Here is a 19,617-nt window from a genome sequence, read left to right on the forward strand (position 1 = left end):
GCTAAGGCCGTTTGATACTCGCCTGGTTAACATACCCGGCTGCATCGCGTTTTCTCTTTTATTCACACCGCTTATTACGGCATCAGTAAAGGCAATACCCGCTTAGCAAAAATCCGCATTTCATCTAACTGGGGCCAGCCTGAAAAAATAAACTGGCTCACCCCTATTGCCTGATAGGCTTTAATGGCCTGTGCGATCTCTTGCGGTGCTCCCACCAGGGCAATGGCGGTAGCTCCATGGGTCTTGACCGCACCATTCCATAATATTTCACTGAGCCAGGGTGATCTGTCAGAATTCGCTTCCTGGTGGCATTGCTTGATGCCATAAGAATCGCTTTGCTGGACAAAGTTTTTCTCCGCCGCTTTAACCGCCCCGACAGCAGCTTCACTTTCCTCCCCCGAAGCCACTAAATGTTCGGCAGCGGCCCAGGCCTGTGCCCGGGTTGGCCTGCAGATCACCGATAAACGGATTGCCACCTCTTTACCGGCACTGAGCATTTGATCCGCCAATGGCGCCATATCCTCAGGTAATCTTGCCAGACTGATCCAGGTATCCCCCTGGCCAGTGGCAAGTGATAATGCCTGCGGCGAACTGCCGGCGATAAAGCATTCAGGCCCGTTTAAACCGGCAGATAAAAAAGACGTACCGACCCTGGCATTAAAAAGCTGATAATATTCGCCGGAAAAATCAACCTCACCGGTATTAGCCCACAGTTGCCGGCAAATGGCCAGAAACTCTTCGGTGCGCTTAAAGCGCTGATCATGTTCAAGAAAATCCCCGTAGGCATGTTGCTCTTTCGGGGAGTGGCCCGCCACCATGTTCAGGGAAAAGCGGCGGGGGAGCAATTGGGACAAGGTATTAAGTGTTTGAACAAAATAACTTGGCGGCATCAGCCCGGAGCGGCAAGCGATAATAAACTTTATCTTTTGCGTTTGCAGACCCAGTGCCAGGGCTAACAGCACGGGATCCGGTTTTTGCAAATTAAAGTCAATCAGCAGGGAATCAAATCCCAGCTCCTCGGCTTCCCGGGTAAAGGCCAGTTGCTGCGCTAAATCCACCTGACCGCTTTCGGGGGATTGCCCCATAGTGTGGCGGGTTCGCTGCAAGCCACAACCGGAAGATTTATAAGACTGGCCCTGTTGCTCCCCTCCCTGGCAAAGACGCCAGTGGATTTTTAAGGGGGCCCTGACGGCTCTTTTGGTTACTTGCTCAGACATTTTTACGCTCCAGTCCGTTTTCGAGTACCGGCTCATCCATAGTCACAGACGTTAACAGCCCCTGAATATGCTGATGGAGAATATTGCCCAGGGCAATAAAGTGCTGCTTGTGCAAACCTTCGGGTTTGGCTATCTCGGCTTCACCGCCCAGGTTGATCACTTTCGCCGCTATCCAGGGATAAAGGGCAATCAGTTCCCGGCACTGGCTCTCATTCATGCAATAAATTTTCTCTGCCCGGTGAATATGCTCCTCCGTCACCTGTTGTGCCCGGTGCTCATCCAGCTCAATATCAAAGTCCGCCAAAGCCGCTCTGGCCGCCTCCGGCATCGTTCGCTGTTGCCCCAATTGCAAGGCGGCACTTTCGGCATATATATCCCGGGTCTTTTCCTCCGGGCATGTCTGCTGAAAATGTCTTTCCAGCACCTTATTGCAAATGGCCGCCGCCATAGGCGAACGCATACGGTTGCCGTCGCAAATAAACAGCCAGATGCGTTGCAGCGGGTTTTCCAGCGAATGAGGATGTCCGGATATCTGCTTGCTGTCGAAAAATGACATTAAGGTCAAAGCAAGACAGATGGCAAAGGCACTGCTGAGCTGAATAACACTGAGCTCCTGCCCGGCAAAGAAGAAGTATAAAATGAACGAGGCGCAGACCCCGGATAATAAGCTGGCACAGCGGTTCACCGGAATGGCAAAGGTATTCTCCCGCCGGTTCAAATAAATCAAACTGCCAAAAACGGCTAAAATGCCATAGAAAGCTCCGATCATCATCGCCGGATAAATCACCTTGGAACTCACCATGACCGAGAGATAATCAGCAAAGGATATTTGTCCGCTGTTGAGGTGGAAAATCACAGTGAACACAGCAATGACAAGCAAAGCCGACATCGCCACAGTATTTTCCTGGACAAAAAACTGCCGGTTCACCGACTCCTGCGCATCTTTGGCATAATGGGACATTAACCTGAGCCTGAATATATAGCCACTAAGGTAGGCCGCCAGATTAAGGAGTACCAAGGGGGCAAGCTGATATTCTGCCGCCTGTGCCAGGGCCAGGGCGACGGCAAATAAACTTAACACGAGCCCGCCCCAGGAATACCAATGCACTTGCCGCCCGGAAAAATGATCCACCAAAGGCGACATCATCAATACCCCGCCTCGCATCAGCAATAAGGCAAAAACTATCGAGACCCCGACAAAGCTGTAGGCCAGTGTCGTGGTGACAATAATGACAGAGAACGCCAGCCCGGAGCAGGCGGCCCAGCGGTTGATGCCCGTAAAGGTTTCACTAAAGCTGCTCTTTTCACTTTTAAGAAAGCGGTACCAGCCCAGGGCATAAATGATCAACGGCATAGTCAATACCGTGCCGAGCAGTACCCAAGGTAAAAATGCCGACGGGTTGAGGGCCTGCACATTGCTGCTCACCCCAAGGTTTGCCAATAAACCGGAAGAAAGGGCTTTAATCAAGGCACTGTAGGGAATATAAAAAGCAAAATAACCCAGAGCCAGCAGCCAGATGCTGACAGCAACGGGATAATACTGCGCTTGATGTTTCATTGGCAAACTCCTGATCTGCTTTTATTCTTCCTGCTTTCACCCTGAACTGTTGTTAACAAGACTCCTGGTTTTGCCTGTCAGGCTTTTAATTTAAAAAAGGCATTATCAACCTTTACTCCCAGCGCCCGCCTGCCTATGGTGGCCAGGATGTGATCGGCATTGTCATGCTGGACATAAATACTCAGATCCCGGTAGATGCGCTCCAGCACACTGGGTTTATTCAGTGCCCGGGCGCCGCAAATCTTAATGCATAAGGCAACCCCCTCCTGTGCCAGTTGCTCTGCCAGGAAACGAAATTGAGCCCCCTGCTCGCGGGCACGGTCAAATTGCTGTTGATCTAAGCTCTGTGCCACCTGCTCCATCCATAAACTTAAGGTATCGATATTGAGTTTCACCCGGGCAATATGTTGTTGTACATAAGGGTCCTGCTGCCTTTGCTGGGAGTTGACCAGGTTAAGGGCATATTCATAGGCGGCATCCAATGCCCCGAGAAAACTGACGCCGTAATGGGGAGTAAAGCGGCTTTGCATATCCCGGGTCAGGAACTCGCCGACTTCCCCGATACAATCTTTTGCCGGAATAAAAGTATTATCAAAATTAACCTTGTAGGACACGGTAGAGCGCATACCGATAGGATCCCACCAGTCGCCGTCAAAGCTGATGCTGGGATCGGATAGATCACAGGCCAGCATCAGCAGATTGTTTTCCCCGTCGCTTACCTCCCTGGCCCCTCCCGGCCCGGCCAGGCTCACCAGTAAAATCGCCCGGTTGGCCCCCACGGCACTGGTGGCAAAAACCTTGTTGCCGTTGATCACATAACCCGAGTCCCGTTTTTCTATCCGGGTGCCTATGCTGTATTGCTGGTGGGGCAACTTAGTTTGCGGCTCTCCGCTCCAGGCGGCCCAGCGATGGCCTTTTTGCATCACCTCGCTAAACCAACGCTGCTTTTGCTCTGTTTTGGCCAATTTATCTATCAGCATCAGGGCATTATTATGACCTTCCCAGCAACGGGCAAAGGATAAATCGGCTTTGGCGATGGCCCGGGTCATTTGCCACAGGGCATTGACATTGCCGTATTCAGGCGCAAATCCGAGGCCGCCAAAACCGGGGGCAACCGGGGCCGCTAAGGCATTGATATGAAAAAGATCGGTAAAATTCTCCGCCGGAAACCTGGCCTGAAGATCGTAGTCCCGGGCCCTTTGGCTAAACACTTCCTGTGACAAGGACTCAAGTGCGGTGATCATCACACCGGGGTCCGCCGCGTTAACTGTTGTTCTTATCTGGCTTTTCATAACCATCCCTGTAAAAGTCCCGCATTGAATGTGGCTGTTGCTGTGTGTAATGCCTGAAATAAAGACATGTTAGCTGTCTGCTGCACCAGGACGGGCCTGATGAACATAAAATTCACGGCAAAAGGTTTTATCTGTCAATTGTTCAGGCCCGGTGTTATTGACAGCGAAAAATACCGTAACAACCATTAAGCCCTTATTCGAATATGCACAAAATAAACCGCTGATACTGTCTAATTCGCAATAGGCAATAAAGCCCATTTCCTGTTGATCAAAGCTATAGGGGGTTAATGACATCCTGGGCCAGGTCACTCCGTTACAGTCGCCAAAAACTTCCAGGACCCAACCTGAAGAGGTCTTTTCAATAGAAAAGGCCTGCATCCAGCTGCTGTGGCGATGCGTATTATGCCAACAGCCAGGCAAAGCCTGAAAATCTTCCTGTGCCTGGATATTTGCCCCTGTTGTGCTCTCCCCGGCATTATCTTCATTTGCCGGGGAAAACCCGGTTAAGGAGACTTGCTCATCGGCTGGTAAACTTGTTTGCCGGTAATAAAATTCCCGGCTTAATAGCTTCTCTGTTTGGCGGCTATGACCGGTCCCCTTCTGCTGATAAGGGTTTAAAGGGTTATCCATTTCTCGGTAACTTTGCAGCACCAGAACACCATTTTTTTCATTGGCGGCAACAGTTAATCCCGACGGCTGTTGATAGTGATAAAAACCCGTGGCCAGCTCACTGCCGGGATTGGCCACGGGATGAACATCCAGGAGAAGCTGTGTTTGCTCATATTCCCCGGATGTCGATAAAATGGTTAACTTCAAGACTTCGCCGTCTAAGTTAAGGGTAAAGCGAGTGATAAAATCCCCCCGGGCATTGACATTCACCCAGGTGCCGAGCAGATTACCGAGCTTAAGCCTGCTTTGACATTGAACGCTTTCACTGTGCTCCATAACCCGCTCTCCCTGACTTTTTATCCTTTAGTTCAACAGATTTCCCGGTAGGTTTTCGGTGAACCGGTTAGCTGGTGGTTATCCCTTGACTTGTTAAACGAAACAGCCCGCTCCTTTGCCGTTATCCCCCGGGACTTTTTATCCGCAATCACACAATCCAGTACCTGGCAGGCCTCAGGGGGTAATAACTGGCCGGTTAAGCGATAAAATTGTGACAATAACTGACTTCTGAGCATCATCAGGCCGTCAATAACCTTTAAGCCCTTATCACTTGCCCTGTGCAATAAGCCATTTGGAAATTGATTGTAAACAAAATCAATATAAATCATTTCCTTGTGCAGACAGTCCGGATCGAAAGTCATATCTGAGTCTTGCTCGAAAGGTATGGTATTGACCAGCACATCAAAGGCGTCAAGTTGTAAATCGGTAAGGGATAAGCAAGGTAAATGAAGTAATTTGTGCGCCAGGGCCGCCCTTTGCACCCCGCGATTAAATAACGTCACCTCCGCCCCTTGCTCATACAAGGTTTGTGCAACAATTCGTCCCGAGCAGCCACACCCGAGCACGGCTACCCGTTTACCTGATATCTCAACGTTATGCTGCTCCAGCAACAGTGTCAGGCCGACATCATCTGTAGTATCCACCTGAATTTGGTCATTATCGACTTTCAAGACATTGGCTGAGCAGGTACGTTTGACCAGCTCCCTGCTGGCAGGATAATTCTGGCTGATACTGCCTTTAAGCGGCGCCGTTACCGTTAAACCGCGCAAGGGTAAGTTGATGGCGGCCAATCGCGAAATATAATTGTCTAAAGTCTGCTGGCTGTGAATGTTAAAATGCAAATAAATTGCCGGATATTGCAAGGCCCTCAAACCGGCATTGTGGGTCAAAGGAGAAAGGGAGTGCTTAATGGCATCACCTATAATGCCGTAAACACCGTTGATATCCTCGGGCAAGGTACTGAGACAATAATTTTTCTCCATCGCTATTAGCGACAACAAAGAGCTTGGCTGCAAGTTGGCAAAAATAACCCTGGCGCCTTTATAAAAGGCACAAATGCGGCTCCAGCCCTCCTGTTCGGCTTCATCATATGCCGTGACTTTATCGCTATCGTTATAATGCAAAAACTCCAGCGCCGTTAACCCTTCGGGGCAGATAAGGCGATAGATAAAAGCATCAAAGTCGCTGTCGCTACGATATTGCTGGGCGAGGGTTCTATAACCTTTGGTCTGCCGTGCGGGTATGCCGGTATCCGGGTGTTTGGCAAGCGTCGATATCCTGCGGGTAATGATGCGCTTCTCGGCCGGGATCAAATTCAGCAGCGGAGTGACCAGATCAAATTCGGCATCAAGTTCAAAAAAGTCCACTCTGTCCATGACTTTAATAATATGGCTCTGCAGTGCGAATAAGGACAGCTGGTCATGGGCACAGGTAAGATCTTCTTTTGCCCGGATAGACATAGAAAGTTTCACTGCCGCTTGCCCGTGTGTGCCTTTGACTAAATCACTTAGGCGGCGAATATCTTCTTCGCTGGCAAGGCCATCGGTAAAGTGAACAATATCACAGTGGGATAAGGCCAGTTGGCGGGATTTTTCATCCGCTAAAAAATGCGATACAGAGGTTTCAGCGATAATCGTCCTTGTTGACATCTACTTCCCTTATTATCTGTTTATCGACCGTAAAATAAGATCGAATTTTTAAGTCAGGTAAATAACCCGCTGGTTGACCACACGCAATGATCACCAATGGATTATGATGAAATGTAGATGAGAATTTTTATTAGCACAAGTAATCGGCAAGGTTTACAGGATGTAAATAAGGCGTGCTAGCCTGAAATAGCGTCTGAGTTTATCCCGCTGATTATCACCAGGGCTTTCACCAAATGAAACAAACAATCACAGGTGAAAGCGCTAGTTTTATTTTCCGGTGCAACACCGGCTTAAATAATATTCACTCCCGTTACCTGTTCCAGCGCCGCCATCAAGCCCCATCCGCCAAAACCTTCGGTTACCGCAAAAACAATATCGTTTTGCCCGGACTTTAACGGCAGGAATACACTGTCAAATAAGCCTACCGTGCCGTAGAATCTGTCGTCCTGACTTTTAAAAGTATGATCGCTGTGGCTCAGGGCTTGACCATTAACAAAAAGGGTCAACCTGTCGCTAAAGCCATATTGTAGCCTGAGCAAACGTGCCTGATCTGAAGCAAGGGTTAGTTTCACGAGCAAGGTATTTTCAGTTTTAGTCCGCCCGGCAACCCTGGCCAGATTTGCCATACCCAGCTCATTCACTGGTAGCTGTGTCCAGTTTTGCCTGTTTATCAGGGAAGGCTCCAGCATGCCTTTTGCTTCAACGTCATCACTTGCTACCGCCATGGTAGCAACGGAAAAAACAGACACCAGGTTTTCAGGTAACGGCTTAAGCGCGACAGCAGTGCCCCTGGTTTTTACCTGCTTTTGATGGCTGATACGAATATTGGATAAGTAATAATCATCCAAGGATCCCTGGAAGGAAATCCCCCCGGCAATATCGCCATGGGCCAGCTTTTCAATATGCAGCACCGGCTTTTCACTATTGATATAAACATCCATTTTTTCCCCGCTGACCACCAGCTTGACCCGGTTCCAGTTATCATAGTGATAACTCACCGCTGCACCATAACGGGCGCCGGTATAAAGCTGCCAGGCAAAAATATCGTTAAATGAAGGGGTATATTGGTTTGCCGAGCTTGTACCCGAAGCATTTGGCCTGAGATAAAAAACTTCGCTATTGCCCTTTTCGGATTCGCGAAAATGTATCCCGGGAAACCCCCTTTTATTACGTATGCGGATATCGAATTCAATCACACCGTTATGGAAGTTTTCTCCGATGAGTTTTACCCTGGCCCTGTCCGAGACTTTGATGCTGGGTCGTCCCTGATAATCAACAAACCTGGCTTGGTCCTTTGAAAACTGCCAATGCTGGTTATCCAGAGGGATAACACCGGCGAACAATTTACCGGAGAAAAGCAGCAAATTGGCAAAAACTAACATTAAAAAAGATTTCATATTTTCCTCACTAATCAAGACTAAAAAATGGATAAGCAGATAGTAAAAGCCAGTGGCAGGACAAAACAGGCCAATTAAGTAAAAAAAACCGGCAAACTTTTACATAAGTTTTACAAAGGCTGCAGATAAAACTTTGTTATAGTGGCGCAAGCCAAAAGTGTGAGTGAAGTGGAGTTCCCTTGAATAGAAAACCCCGGTTATTGATAGTCGAAGATGAAATCAGCATACTGCACGGTTTAACCGACCTGTTTGTTTATCATGGCTTTGAGGTGGCAACCGAGCAAGATGGCAACAGCGGGCTGGAACAGGCGCTCACGGGAGGGTTTGACTGCATTATTCTTGATGTGATGCTGCCGGGACTGGATGGTTTTAGTATCTGCAATGCCATCAGGAAAGCCTCCAGAGAACAGCCCGTGGTGATGCTCACGGCAAAAAGTTCGGAAGAAGATATCATCAACGGCTTGACCTTAGGGGCCGACGACTATATTGCCAAGCCTTTTTCCGTACAGGAGCTGGTCTTGAGAATTAAGACCATTTTACGGCGCAGCGGCTGGCACGAGGAAAGCGACACGCTGGAACTCGGGGAAAATATTATCATAGATGTCTGCAATTTATCCGGCACTGTCTATGGAAAACAGCAGGTATTCACCCGGCGTGAAGTGGATATCCTCAGTTTATTGTATCGTCGTAAACGGCCTGTGCCGCGCAGCGAATTATTAACAGCGGTATGGGGCTACAGCAAATCCGCCGAGCCGGATACCCGCACCGTCGATATTCATATTGCCAAACTGCGTAAAAAAATTGAATTAAATGCTAAACAGCCAAAAATCCTGGTAACCTTTCGCGGCGAAGGTTACAAACTCATGCTTTAGGCCAGCCCGCTGGAGACAATTCTTGATATTTGCCAAAAAACATATCGCCATCTTTCAACAAAACATCAACCATTTACGCCTGGTGGTAACACTGTTTTTCCTGGGGCTGGTGATCCCTTTAGCCATCATTATTTCATACGGCTACCAACAATTTGAAAGTGAAATGTATTTTCAGTACCGCTGGAAATCTTCCAACGCCCAGGCGCAAGTCAACAAAATACTCAAACAAAGAATCAAGGCACAGGAGCAGCTGTCCCAGGAAAGTTATAACTTCTATCAATGGCTGGAAAGCCCGGTTGACCTGTCCTGGCGTAAGGCCTTATCTCCCCTGGCCACCCCGGAAAACTACCCCAAAGATATCGGCTTTATAGGGTATTTTCAAATCGATACAACCGGTACTTTAACAACCCCATTGCTGCCTTATTCCAGCCGCGGAGAAATCGCGACAGAAAATAGCCAATTGCAATGGGATGAAATAGAGCAGCGCCTGACCAGCCAAAGCAGGATAAAACAGCTGGTACAGGCAAGCGGCCTGTTACAGGCAAAGCCGTTGCCGGGCACAGAACAGCTGTGGCCTGAAGATGAAGAGCACCAGGAAGAAAGTCAGCTCTCATCCGGGCAAGAGATAACAGCAAACCAGGAAGCTTTTCAGTTAACCAGTCTGGATGGTGAACACCTGGTTTTCTACCGTAATATCTGGTTAAGTCAGCAAAGGCTCATTCAGGGGTTTGTTGTCAATAAAAGTCAATTTTTACAGCGCCTGCTGCTTGATTATTTTAACCTGGCCCGTTATGAAAATACCGTACTACTGACAGTCACCACCAGGAGCGATGAAAACGCAGACAAGCAATATTTTACCTATCAAATCGACCAAGCCGGTCAGTCAGGGATCCGGGCTTTAACAGCAAGCGATTCCGCCATGATCGATGAGCTAAAAAATACCAGGCTTTACCAGGGAGCTTTAGCGGGACTATTCCAGGATATAGAGCTGACCTTTAGCACAGATACCCTGCCGCTTGGGCCCGCTTCTGTTTATGTATGCTTTTTTATCGGCCTGTTATTTTTGATCATTATCACAGGTTGCCTTGGCTTTTACCATTTAGGCTTAAAGCAAATAGCCCTGGCAGAGCAGCGTATGAATTTTGTCTCCTCCGTCAGCCACGAACTGAAAACGCCGTTAACCTCGATTTTGATGTATTCTGAGATGCTCAAATCTGAGATGGTGACCGACAAAGACAGGCAAAGTGTCTATCATCATTTTATCTTTGATGAAAGCGAGCGCCTTGCCCGGTTGATCAACAATATCTTGCAATTATCCCATATCAGTCGCCAACCGGCCCGGGTAGCGCTGGAATATATCAAAATTGATACCCTGGTGGATATGATCAAATCCAAGCTGGACTCACTGCTGAGAAAGCATGATTTTCAATTAACCGTCTCCCTGGATAAAGGGTTAACCGGCGGTGCACGCCTGAGTGTCGACAGTGATGCCTTTACCCAGGTGATGATCAACCTGGTGGACAACGCGGTAAAGTTCTTTAATACCGCCGAAATTGACGATAAGCAACGCCGCGGCATAGCGCTGAATTTTATCTGCAGCAAAGCGGATAAAATCCAGCTGGAAATCCGCGATTTTGGTCCCGGCATTTCCCCCGACCAGCAAGATAAAATCTTCGAACTCTTTTACCGCTGCGGCAATGAACTTACCCGCACGACACCGGGCACAGGTATCGGCCTGGCGTTAGTCAAACAACTGGTTTTGGCGCAGCAGGCCAGCATTACTCTGATACCCAAAGAAATCGGGGTAGCTTTTGCCATTGACTTCAATGCCCGGTATTAACGGAGTTTTCTAAAGACAAGTTTCTCACCAGCAAGCCAGGTCGGTAACCCTATCATCCGCCTGGAGACAGCGCCCGGTCCAATAATGCCCGATCACTGGCCATTTTTGCCTGCTGATAATTGATAGCGGCCCAGTGTTTTGCCTTGTTGCTGTCGGGGTGAACATCCAGGTAATAGCGTGCAAGCTGCGCGCCATGATCGTTTTCGCGGCGGCTTTCTCTTAACTTCACCCGCTCGGCCATCAGCGCTTGCCATTGGCTGTTGTTTGCTGTTTGTGTCTTGCTGTTTTTTTCGGCAATCGCCAGGCGCAGCAATATGGCATCAGGCAAACTCTGGGTTTGTGCTTGAATGGCTAAAGCGGGAAGCCTTGTTAGCAGTAAATCATCATGTCCCAGCGCCAACTCAATATCTGCCCACAAGGCGATCAAACTCACCGGTGCCCGGGAAAGGGCTATCCCCCTCAGGTGTTGCTGCGCAGCCAGGGGCCGGTTTAACCTCAGTGCCATCTCCGCCAACACCTGATTTGCCCACAGCAGTATCGCTTGCTCCGGCTGTTTGTCTTTTGCCAGTAAATTTATCAAACTTTGATAATTTTGCTTAAGTCGGGCCTGCTGCCCCAAATCTTGGCTGTCAGCATCCAGGGCACAAATGGCAACAGCTGTGAGTGCGATATGCCCGGTTAAGGCCAGACAGCTTTGTTTGGCCTTATGATAAAACCCCTGTACCATCAATATATTAGCCTGAAGCAAACGGGCATTGGCCTGCTCGGGCGCCTGTTCCAGCAAGGCAGTCAAAACATCAAGCGCCTGAGAAAATTTATGCTCGCGCTGCAATAACTTGGCATATAAATAAGCACTTTTGATACCCGGCTCCTGGTGATAATAGCTGTGTATCTGGCGTTTGATCTTAACAGCCATCCACTCCGACTGACCAAGCAGCTGCCCCCGTTCAAGTAACACTGCCAGCTCTGCCAGGGACAGCATTTCCCGGGGGCTGCCGGTGACGGCCCCGGCGGAACTCCCCCAGCTATGCTCGGCATCGGCGGCAGGAATATAGCCGTGGCCCTGGATTAACCGGCTATAACAAATAATGCCTATCAAGACATAGCCGCTTAAGATAAGACATAACTTTTTCATATCAATTCCTCTGTGCATTTGGCCGTCCCTGGCCGGTTGAAATTAACGGCCAACTATCAAGTGTTAAAAAACAAACAAGTCCGCATAAAAATCGCTCGAGTCGATATCATAAGTAAATATCCGGCCGTTGAGCTTTACAGGCACATCGTTTGCCTGCTGCGCAAAGGCATCACGGCTAAAACGGGAGAAATCCACCATGAGCGCGGTAATGGTGATGCTTGCCTTGGCCGTCACCTCAGGATTTACCCCGTCACTGACACTAAAAATAAAGCTGTCACTGCCTGTCGTTTCCTCATCGGGGCTGTAGCTAAAACTACCGTCTTTTGCCAGGGTTACCCGACCTAAAGCAGGACCTTGCACCAGGGTAAAACGTAACGTCTGCCGCTCGGGATCTTGCGCCACCAGCTTATCCCGGATCTCCCTCTCGGTTTGCGTACTAAAGGCTTGCGCCATCACCTCGGGCGCCAGGTTTACCGGCTCATCCGAGGCACCTTTCTGATTTTTGCTACACGCAGATAACAGCACCAGGGCAAGAGATAATGCCAGCAGTTGGTATGACTTACTGCTGGTTATACTTTTAAGATAAATCATGAGCTGCTCCTTACCTTGACCCCGGAACGGGCTCGGCTAAATAGGGAAAACGTGTTTTCATCATACCGGCATGACCGGGAGCGCCATCGGTAAAAGGCGCCAGGCCGACACTGGCATCAGAAGGCGTACACAAGCCCAGCTCAACCGCTGTGCCATTAACATCAATCGGATAACACAAACGACCCATGATCACACGCAAGGCGATATCAACCACGTCATCTCCCGGGCGGCGGCCATTTGGAAAACCCGACAGATCGCCGTCAATAACCCCCAGCGGAGATTGCTGATTTGCTGCTATCGAAGGGATTTGGGTATTGAGCCTTAACATTTCCGACGGGGTGATCTCAGCGAGCTGGTTAACCCCGAAAAAACCGGTTAAAAACGCGGTGACTAAGTCATTGCGGGGAAAATTTGTCGGTGCCAGAGTGGCGATGTCCGTGCCTAACGTCTGGTTTACGGCATCTTTAAACAAGATATTTAACAATTCCGCCAGACTGGGATGGGTGACATAATCAACAAACTGGCCATCGTTTTTCGGCTTGGCGCTGGAGAAACGATCTTTATCTTTTAAGCCAATCACTAACTCATTCACCAGCGGCGCTCCCAGGCGGGAAACCTGGGTTTTTGCACCGCCGCTGATATCGGGCCGGGCAAAGGTCGCCCTGGGATTTAAAATGCGTACCTGAGGCATCCGGGCACTGGTCCAGGCGCCGATACTGCCGTTGCCCTTACCGGTCAGGCAAGACTTAGGGACTTCAATGGCAAGGGAGGTAACGTTTTTATCGATTAAATCATCGTTATCCGCAGACTGGGTGATGCCACCGGGAAAGCCGCCGCCGTCACCGGTACCGGGCGCGCTGTCCCCTTCTACCGGCACGAAATTCACCAAATCAAAGATTTTTCCCAAATTAACGACAAAGGGATCTTTTCTTTGCCCGACAAAGACCTTCGCCGCGCCGTCGCAGCCGGGAATATCCAGCGGGTAAATAAATTGCTCGGCATAAGCCTGATAGCCCCCGGCAGCGCCAAAGGTTTTAAAGCCGATATAATCCAGCGGCTTATAAAAGAAATCCTGACTATTTTCCGGGTTAGTCAACGGAGTTGACTTGCCCTTTTCGCCGTAACGTATGCTTAATTGATAGGACTCGATAAAATTTGCCGCGCTTTGATCGGCAAAACTGATTGCACCGATATTTTTTAACGGCACCGCCACGGTTTTCAGATTATCTTCATCACCTATGGTTAATGCCAGGCCCTGCTCGTTTGATGAAGGAACTGCTGGCAAAGCATTGTTAAATTCAAAGGCAAAAGTGATATCTTCAATGGCATCACCGTCGTTATCAATATGTATGTTATAAACCGCATCTGCGTCCATGGCGAAATAGTTGGGGCCGCCGTAGGCATCCTGCAAAGGGATATAGTTTGCGATCAGGGTCACATAATCCTCCCGGCCGGCTTCATAACTGTTAAAAGCAAAAAAGTCCGTTGAGTCCAGGGTCGGGAAGCGGCTGATATTAGGGGCTTCGCGGTGACTGGAAGCCTGCACTTGCCCGGCAATAAACCCGTTACTGATAAGAGCACCGGCAATAACAGCGCCGGCAAAGGCCCCGAAGGCAATTCCCCGAGACAAGCTTGAATAAAAAGTTTTCATGACGGTTTCCTTTTTAGCTGATGGCGTCATAACTAGTTACGCGGCAAAAAGAAAAGCGGATGCACAAAAAGATATTTTTAAAAGAGAATAAACGGTTGACGGAAAAAGCAGCTCCGGCCCTGTTTCAGGCCGGAGCAAAACGATTTTACAGGGAGATCAGTGGAGTGGTATACAATACTTGACTCGGCGCTCCCGTTGGTGAGCCGCCCAGCGGTTCCAGGCTTACCGCCAGCAAGCTAATATCATCGGCGCTAAATTGTGGTTTTTTCACTAATATACGGCTGCCGGTTTTTGGCAATAAACCTAAAGAGACCGGGTTATCCTGTCCCTTTAATACCATCCACAACTCATAATCTTTGTCGCTATAAACCGTCAGGAGGGAGCTTGCCTTGATATTAAGTTGCGCTTCTTTGACATCAATCAGCCATAACACTTGTTGTTGCTCATTTTGTACTAAAGCCACCTGTTCACTTTCAACCGGCACACTTGGCTGCAACAGGAAAACAAGCAGCACCAGGCTTGCCGCCACGGCAGTAATGGCAACCCCTTGCCACAAACGAGCAAGCGCAGGAAATAGCTTAACAGGCTCGGCTTTAACCGCTTCACTTACCCCGACTTGATGCGGATCAATGCGTTGTGAAATGTTCTGCCACACCTTAGGGTTAGGAGGCACGGCAGTGATGCTATTGCCCATTTGATTTAGCTGGTGCTCCCACTGCCAGGTTGCCTGGCGTACCCGGGGGGAAGACAACATCAGGCGCTGGAACCTTTGCCGGGCACGCCCGCGTAAGGTCCCCAAGACATATTCGGCACTGAGCCTGTTAATCAGCTCGGGATCCTCATAATTCATAGGGATAAACACCTCTGCAGTTGTAGCAGGCCACGGCGGATCCAGCTTTTAACCGTACCTAAGGGAGAATGAATATATTGCACGACTTCATGGTGACTCAAACCTTTAAAATAAGCCAGGTGAATCGCCTGTTTTTGCTGCTGCTCCAGGGCCTGCATACAGTCGGCAAGTTTGCTGTGCTCTTCATAACTAAGCTCATCCTCAAAGTTATTTGCGCCATGCTGACTGCTAACTTTGTGATTCACACCTTCCTCATCCAGCGCCAGCTCTTTTCTGACGTTTTTCTGGCGTAACATATCCAGGCAGCGATAACGTACAATACTGGTCATCCAGGTCATTACCGCCCCCTTCGCCGCCTGGTATTCTCCGGCGTTATGCCAGATTTTAACAAAAGCATCCTGCAGCGCTTCTTCGGCATAAGCCCTGTTGCCAAGGATCTTTAAACAAAGGGCAAATAATTTACCTGCCGTGGCCTGATAAAGGGCTGAAAATGCCTTTTTATCTCCCTGTGAAGTGGCGCTGAGCAGGGAAAAATACTCTTGTGGATCCATTTGGCTCCCGGGTATTGCAGATTTGCCTCAACTAATCTAGAAAATTATAGCCATGTTTTTCAGGGCGGTTGGATAATTGGTAAAATTTCGGCTTTAAGGGAGATAGTAAAAAAACAGAAATGATGATCAGCCGCCGCCCCGGAAAATAACGGGAGCGGCGTATGTTTAAACAACTTCAGTCAGTGCTTGTTGTTTTCAAGTTGCGATTCAGGCTGAGGCAATAACTTTTGATACTTTTCAGCTAAGGGATAATCCGGATTGGCGGCGACAAAAGCCGTTAACTGCTCAACAGCCTTTGCCTGTTCGCCGGCTGCAAGCAGTTGATCTATCTCGGCTAACCAGGCGGCAATACGCTTTTGCTGTAGCAAATCATGGCTTGCTGCTGTTTTTTGCGAAAAGCTCATTGAAGTTGCCTTAACTCCCAGCTGCTGACTGTCCTGCTTTGCTTTATCCTTACTTTGCATTTTTGCCGGGCGATCATAGACTTTCGTGGCTCCGGTTCTTTGAGCCGGGGCTGTAAAAGCCTGTACCTCGGGCACTTTTGCCGCAGCCTCCTGGCCTGCCCCGGCAAATTCGGCTTTTAGCCGGACTTTATCCAATTGCGTATCGGCCGCAGGTAATAACTGCTCAATCTCGGGCTGTGAGCGCAAGCGACTTTGTGCCCGGGTCTCAATTTGTCTTGCTGACGGTTTTTCATCCAGGACAACACTTTCTTGTTGCTGCTCTATGCTGTCTCTGGCCTGCTCAGCACCTTGATAGCTTTCAACTTGTTCAAACCCCCCCGTCTCTTTTTGGGCTTGTGCCGCAGAAGAAGCCGGTGCTGATTGCAATGTTTGTTCAGCTTGCGGTGTGACATGATCATAGTCACCTGACTGGGGGCCGTACCTTTTTGGCACCAATTCCTGACGCCAGTCTTGCAATAACACTACACTGCCCACCAGCACCACAGAAGCCGCCATGGCCAGCGGACCACTGCGGGCCTTAATTCGCTCAATTAAACTGACAGGTTTAACCTCGGCTTCAGCCATTAACACATCTTTATTTCTTGCCAGATGTAAAATGGTATTATCCAGCTCCGCCGGTGGCTGTTCTTTCGCCATTTTCCGGTACAAGTTGCTAATTTCCTGCTCAGCGCCTGCCCTGTTATCACTTTCATGGTTATCTTTCATCAGCGGCCCCCTGCATTTTACCGGCAATACATTCACGCAACTTTTGATAGCTATACCTTAATCGGCTTTTAATGGCCTCTTGCGATACTTCAACAATTTCAGCGATCATCGCGGCGCTAAAACCCCCTTCTTCTTTTAACATAAAAACATCCAGCTGCTTGGGCGGTAATAACGACAGGCACAGTTTTAAATAGCCGAGTTGCTGTGCCTGTTCGCTTTGCTGCCGGGGATCTTGCCCTTCGGCGATAACCGCCTCTGGCATATTTTCTTGCGCCGGGCTGTTAAACTTATTGGCTGTTTTTAAGGTGCGGCTATGATCTACCATACGGTTATAGGCAATACGGTACAGCCAGGTAGTAAATTTCGCACTGGGCTGATAGCCTTCGCTTGCTTTTATTACCCGGCTCCAGACATCCTGGTATAAATCTTCCGCCAGGCTTTTTTCACGGCACTGACGCAGGAAATAACGGTATAAGGGTCCCTTATGCCGGTGGTAAAGCATATCAAAGGCAGCTACCTGCCCCTGTTGATAACATGCCATAAGCTCCTCGTCGTCGAGTGACTCCAGCGGGTGTTCTGTAACCTCATTTTGCATTAAATTTTTTGCCTTACCTTGCCTTTTCAGCCCTGCCTGAAATGTTTGCATCCCCTGTAAAACCTGCATCATCACTTATTGCCTGTCGCTGATGCCTTTATCTGTCAATGCCTGCGTCGTACGCACCAGTTGTAAAAACTCTCCGCGATAACCAAAGTTATCCGGGCCTTTAGCACCGTTTACCAGGGTAATGACCTCATTATATCCATAATTTTCAGTAAAATGCCCGCCTTTTAGTAATTGTCCAAAGGCGGCAACCGCACCGGCAAAACGAAAATCATCACTGGCCCGGGACAAGTCTTTTGCTGCGCTTTTAAAGGTAATGGCATGTTCAAGCAATTTACTTGAGCCGCCTTCCGGTGCTTTATAACGCAGCCTCAGGTAGGCAACTTCATCCCCGCTACCGGGCACTGTGATTTTGGCATCGGCGGCTTTAGTTTTGCGGTAACGCAAATCGTCGATACGCAACGCCTCACTACCCACCATGGTCAGCTCATACAGGGCGGTCACCGTATGGCCGGCGCCGATTTCACCGGCATCTATTTTGTCATTATTAAAATCTTCGCGTTTTAACAGCCGGTTCTCGTAGCCGATCAAACGGTATTCAGCGACAAACTCAGGATTAAATTCCAGCTGGATTTTCACATCTTTGGCAATGGTTTGTAAGGTCGAGCTGATTTCATCCACCAGCACTTTGCGCGCTTCGTTTAAGGTATCTATATAGGCATAATTGCCGTTGCCGACATCCGCCAGTTGCTCCATTAACATGTCGTTGTAATTACCTGCGCCAAAACCTAAGGTGGTCAAGCCGATCCCCGCTTCACGTTTGCGGGCGATCAAATCTTTTAAGGTTTCAATATTAACGGTACCGACATTAAAATCGCCGTCTGTGGCCAAGATCACCCGGTTGACACCGCCGGTAATAAAATATTGCTGCGCCAGCTGGTAGGCCTGCTCTATGCCTGCCGAGCCATGGGTTGAGCCCCCGGCGCGCAACTTATCCAGGGCCATGGCGATTTTGGCTGTTTCATTGCCTTTGGCATTTTCCAGCACCACGCCGCTGGCACCGGCATAGACAACAATGGAAATACTGTCGTTTTCGTTAAGCTGCCGGGTCAGCATTTTCAGGGATTTTATCAGTAAGGGTAATTTGTTTGCCTGGTTCATCGAACCGGAAACATCCAGTAAAAATACCAGATTGGCCGCCTTAATCTGGCTTTTATCCAGCTCATAACCTTTAAGGCCTATGCGCAATAGCTGGCGTTTTTCATTCCAGGGGGCCGGCGCCATTTCTGTGGTCACGCTAAAAGGTGCTGCCTTGGTATCCGGCACAGGATACAAATAAGAAAAATAATTGATCAGCTCTTCTACCCTGATAGCATCCCCCGGCGGCAACCGTCCCTGATTGATCATACGGCGCATATTGCTGTAGCTGCCGGTATCAACATCAATGGAAAAAGTCGAGACCGGGGTTTCATCTACCCTGAAAACGCCGTTTTCATCCATCTTGGCATAATTTTCCCGATCAACATCGCCAGGAAAGCCCGGACCGGGTAATGGTGGCCTTGGCATACTGGCGGGACCGCGATATTCCATGGTGGTGACCAGACGTTGTGCCTGGCTGCGTTTAACTTTTTTATCCGCATTCGCTTGAACCGTGTCAACGGCCGCTATTTCAGCAACCGATGCCTCGGGTGTTATCTCAACGGGAGGTTGTGGCTTGGCTTGCTCTGTTTTCGCCGTTTGTCCACCAACCTGCTGCGTCTGGGTTGTTTCTTGCTGCTCATTTTTTGCCGGTTGCTCCTGATAGGAACAACCGGTTGCCAGCAAAGTGCTCAAAATGACTGCGGGAATGCAGCTGCCAGATGCTTTATCTGAGCCTTTATCTAGAAATGATACTTTCATAATTTTTGCTTCTTCTTGATAACTGATACCCCTATAAACGAAACAAAAAAGTAAAAGGGTTAAAAATTTTGATAAAAAACTTATTTTTTATTTTTCTCCTTTTTTTGTCGCTTATTTATCAATAATGCCGCCCTAAGTTATTAACAAGCAAAATGATTAACCGATTGGATCAAATAACAAAGAGTTTGGGTTTATTTAATGGCAAGCACGAGGTAACATGCTTTTGTAGATACTTTGTTGTTCTGGCATAAACAAATTGTTAGCTGTTCACTCGCAGAAGTGGCTGATAAACGCCGGAACCAGAAGTGCCTGTAGCCAAAAATAAAAATAGCTTGGCTGTAGACACCAGAGGAATATCCTATTCATCCGTTATCCAGGTAAACACGTACTTTTCGGAGGG

The 19,617-nt window shown here is 48.8% G+C and carries 16 protein-coding genes; 2 read left to right on the forward strand and 14 right to left on the reverse strand.

Annotated features, from left to right (window positions below):
- Positions 1-74: 74 nt before the first annotated feature.
- The 6 genes from QL234_RS09525 to QL234_RS09550 form a co-directional block, all read right to left on the reverse strand.
- Entirely contained in the window at positions 75-1,217 is a 1,143-nt protein-coding gene (locus QL234_RS09525) for an LLM class flavin-dependent oxidoreductase (protein ID WP_281557582.1), read from the reverse strand.
- Entirely contained in the window at positions 1,210-2,775 is a 1,566-nt protein-coding gene (locus QL234_RS09530; RefSeq protein ID WP_281557583.1) for a hypothetical protein, read from the reverse strand. Before QL234_RS09530 ends, QL234_RS09525 begins: the two co-directional genes overlap by 8 nt.
- Positions 2,776-2,852: 77 nt before the next feature.
- The gene (locus QL234_RS09535; RefSeq protein ID WP_281557584.1) at positions 2,853-4,067 is read right to left on the reverse strand and encodes an acyl-CoA dehydrogenase family protein; all 1,215 of its coding nucleotides are present in this window, start codon (positions 4,065-4,067) and stop codon (positions 2,853-2,855) included.
- Positions 4,068-4,136: 69 nt separating this feature from the next.
- Entirely contained in the window at positions 4,137-5,012 is an 876-nt protein-coding gene (locus QL234_RS09540) for a hypothetical protein (RefSeq protein ID WP_281557585.1), read from the reverse strand.
- Positions 5,013-5,044: 32 nt separating this feature from the next.
- The gene (locus QL234_RS09545) at positions 5,045-6,661 is read right to left on the reverse strand and encodes a hypothetical protein (RefSeq protein WP_281557586.1); all 1,617 of its coding nucleotides are present in this window, start codon (positions 6,659-6,661) and stop codon (positions 5,045-5,047) included.
- Positions 6,662-6,951: 290 nt separating this feature from the next.
- Positions 6,952-8,058 (reverse strand): hypothetical protein, encoded by a 1,107-nt coding sequence (locus QL234_RS09550; RefSeq protein ID WP_281557587.1) that lies wholly within the window; start codon positions 8,056-8,058, stop codon positions 6,952-6,954.
- Between the two features lie 179 nt (positions 8,059-8,237).
- Here QL234_RS09550 and QL234_RS09555 point away from each other — a divergent pair, with 179 nt between their 5' ends.
- Positions 8,238-8,930: a response regulator transcription factor gene (locus QL234_RS09555; protein ID WP_281557588.1), complete on the forward strand. Its 693-nt coding sequence runs from the start codon at positions 8,238-8,240 to the stop codon at positions 8,928-8,930.
- A gap of 22 nt (positions 8,931-8,952) precedes the next feature.
- Positions 8,953-10,770 (forward strand): HAMP domain-containing sensor histidine kinase, encoded by a 1,818-nt coding sequence (locus tag QL234_RS09560; RefSeq protein WP_281557589.1) that lies wholly within the window; start codon positions 8,953-8,955, stop codon positions 10,768-10,770.
- A 52-nt stretch (positions 10,771-10,822) separates the two neighbouring features.
- On the opposite strand, the gene QL234_RS09565 is transcribed toward QL234_RS09560, so the two are convergent.
- From QL234_RS09565 to QL234_RS09600, 8 genes are all read right to left on the reverse strand, one after another.
- On the reverse strand, positions 10,823-11,905 hold the full coding sequence (locus tag QL234_RS09565; protein ID WP_281557590.1) for a hypothetical protein: 1,083 nt from the start codon (positions 11,903-11,905) through the stop codon (positions 10,823-10,825).
- 63 nt (positions 11,906-11,968) lie between these two features.
- On the reverse strand, positions 11,969-12,496 hold the full coding sequence (locus QL234_RS09570; RefSeq protein WP_281557591.1) for an Ig-like domain-containing protein: 528 nt from the start codon (positions 12,494-12,496) through the stop codon (positions 11,969-11,971).
- Positions 12,497-12,506: 10 nt separating this feature from the next.
- Positions 12,507-14,147, reverse strand: a complete 1,641-nt coding sequence (locus tag QL234_RS09575) for a DUF4331 domain-containing protein (protein ID WP_281557592.1) — start codon at positions 14,145-14,147, stop codon at positions 12,507-12,509.
- 145 nt (positions 14,148-14,292) lie between these two features.
- Complete coding sequence (locus QL234_RS09580; RefSeq protein ID WP_281557593.1) at positions 14,293-14,997, reverse strand: anti-sigma factor; 705 nt, start codon at positions 14,995-14,997, stop codon at positions 14,293-14,295.
- Positions 14,994-15,548 (reverse strand): sigma-70 family RNA polymerase sigma factor, encoded by a 555-nt coding sequence (locus QL234_RS09585; protein WP_281557594.1) that lies wholly within the window; start codon positions 15,546-15,548, stop codon positions 14,994-14,996. Before QL234_RS09585 ends, QL234_RS09580 begins: the two co-directional genes overlap by 4 nt.
- Positions 15,549-15,727: 179 nt before the next feature.
- Positions 15,728-16,717: a hypothetical protein gene (locus QL234_RS09590; protein ID WP_281557595.1), complete on the reverse strand. Its 990-nt coding sequence runs from the start codon at positions 16,715-16,717 to the stop codon at positions 15,728-15,730.
- Positions 16,707-17,312: a sigma-70 family RNA polymerase sigma factor gene (locus QL234_RS09595; protein WP_281557596.1), complete on the reverse strand. Its 606-nt coding sequence runs from the start codon at positions 17,310-17,312 to the stop codon at positions 16,707-16,709. The genes QL234_RS09590 and QL234_RS09595 overlap by 11 nt, the downstream gene beginning before the upstream one ends.
- Before the next feature lie 75 nt (positions 17,313-17,387).
- Positions 17,388-19,217, reverse strand: coding sequence for a VWA domain-containing protein (locus tag QL234_RS09600; RefSeq protein WP_281557597.1), 1,830 nt, complete (start codon positions 19,215-19,217; stop codon positions 17,388-17,390).
- Positions 19,218-19,617: the final 400 nt, after the last annotated feature.

The sequence above is a fragment of the Thalassomonas sp. RHCl1 genome, assembly GCF_947387555.1.
Taxonomy (GTDB): Bacteria; Pseudomonadota; Gammaproteobacteria; order Enterobacterales; family Alteromonadaceae; genus Thalassomonas.

Excerpts from the sequence above, each read along its gene's own strand:
- QL234_RS09525 (WP_281557582.1), bottom strand. The coding sequence starts at position 1,217 with ATGTCTGAGCAAGTAACCAAAAGAGCCGTCAGGGCCCCCTTAAAAATC.
- QL234_RS09530 (WP_281557583.1), bottom strand. The coding sequence starts at position 2,775 with ATGAAACATCAAGCGCAGTATTATCCCGTTGCTGTCAGCATCTGGCTG.
- QL234_RS09535 (WP_281557584.1), bottom strand. The coding sequence starts at position 4,067 with ATGAAAAGCCAGATAAGAACAACAGTTAACGCGGCGGACCCCGGTGTG.
- QL234_RS09540 (WP_281557585.1), bottom strand. The coding sequence starts at position 5,012 with ATGGAGCACAGTGAAAGCGTTCAATGTCAAAGCAGGCTTAAGCTCGGT.
- QL234_RS09545 (WP_281557586.1), bottom strand. The coding sequence starts at position 6,661 with ATGTCAACAAGGACGATTATCGCTGAAACCTCTGTATCGCATTTTTTA.
- QL234_RS09550 (WP_281557587.1), bottom strand. The coding sequence starts at position 8,058 with ATGAAATCTTTTTTAATGTTAGTTTTTGCCAATTTGCTGCTTTTCTCC.
- QL234_RS09565 (WP_281557590.1), bottom strand. The coding sequence starts at position 11,905 with ATGAAAAAGTTATGTCTTATCTTAAGCGGCTATGTCTTGATAGGCATT.
- QL234_RS09570 (WP_281557591.1), bottom strand. The coding sequence starts at position 12,496 with ATGATTTATCTTAAAAGTATAACCAGCAGTAAGTCATACCAACTGCTG.
- QL234_RS09575 (WP_281557592.1), bottom strand. The coding sequence starts at position 14,147 with ATGAAAACTTTTTATTCAAGCTTGTCTCGGGGAATTGCCTTCGGGGCC.
- QL234_RS09580 (WP_281557593.1), bottom strand. The coding sequence starts at position 14,997 with ATGAATTATGAGGATCCCGAGCTGATTAACAGGCTCAGTGCCGAATAT.
- QL234_RS09585 (WP_281557594.1), bottom strand. The coding sequence starts at position 15,548 with ATGGATCCACAAGAGTATTTTTCCCTGCTCAGCGCCACTTCACAGGGA.
- QL234_RS09590 (WP_281557595.1), bottom strand. The coding sequence starts at position 16,717 with ATGAAAGATAACCATGAAAGTGATAACAGGGCAGGCGCTGAGCAGGAA.
- QL234_RS09595 (WP_281557596.1), bottom strand. The coding sequence starts at position 17,312 with ATGCAAAATGAGGTTACAGAACACCCGCTGGAGTCACTCGACGACGAG.
- QL234_RS09600 (WP_281557597.1), bottom strand. The coding sequence starts at position 19,217 with ATGAAAGTATCATTTCTAGATAAAGGCTCAGATAAAGCATCTGGCAGC.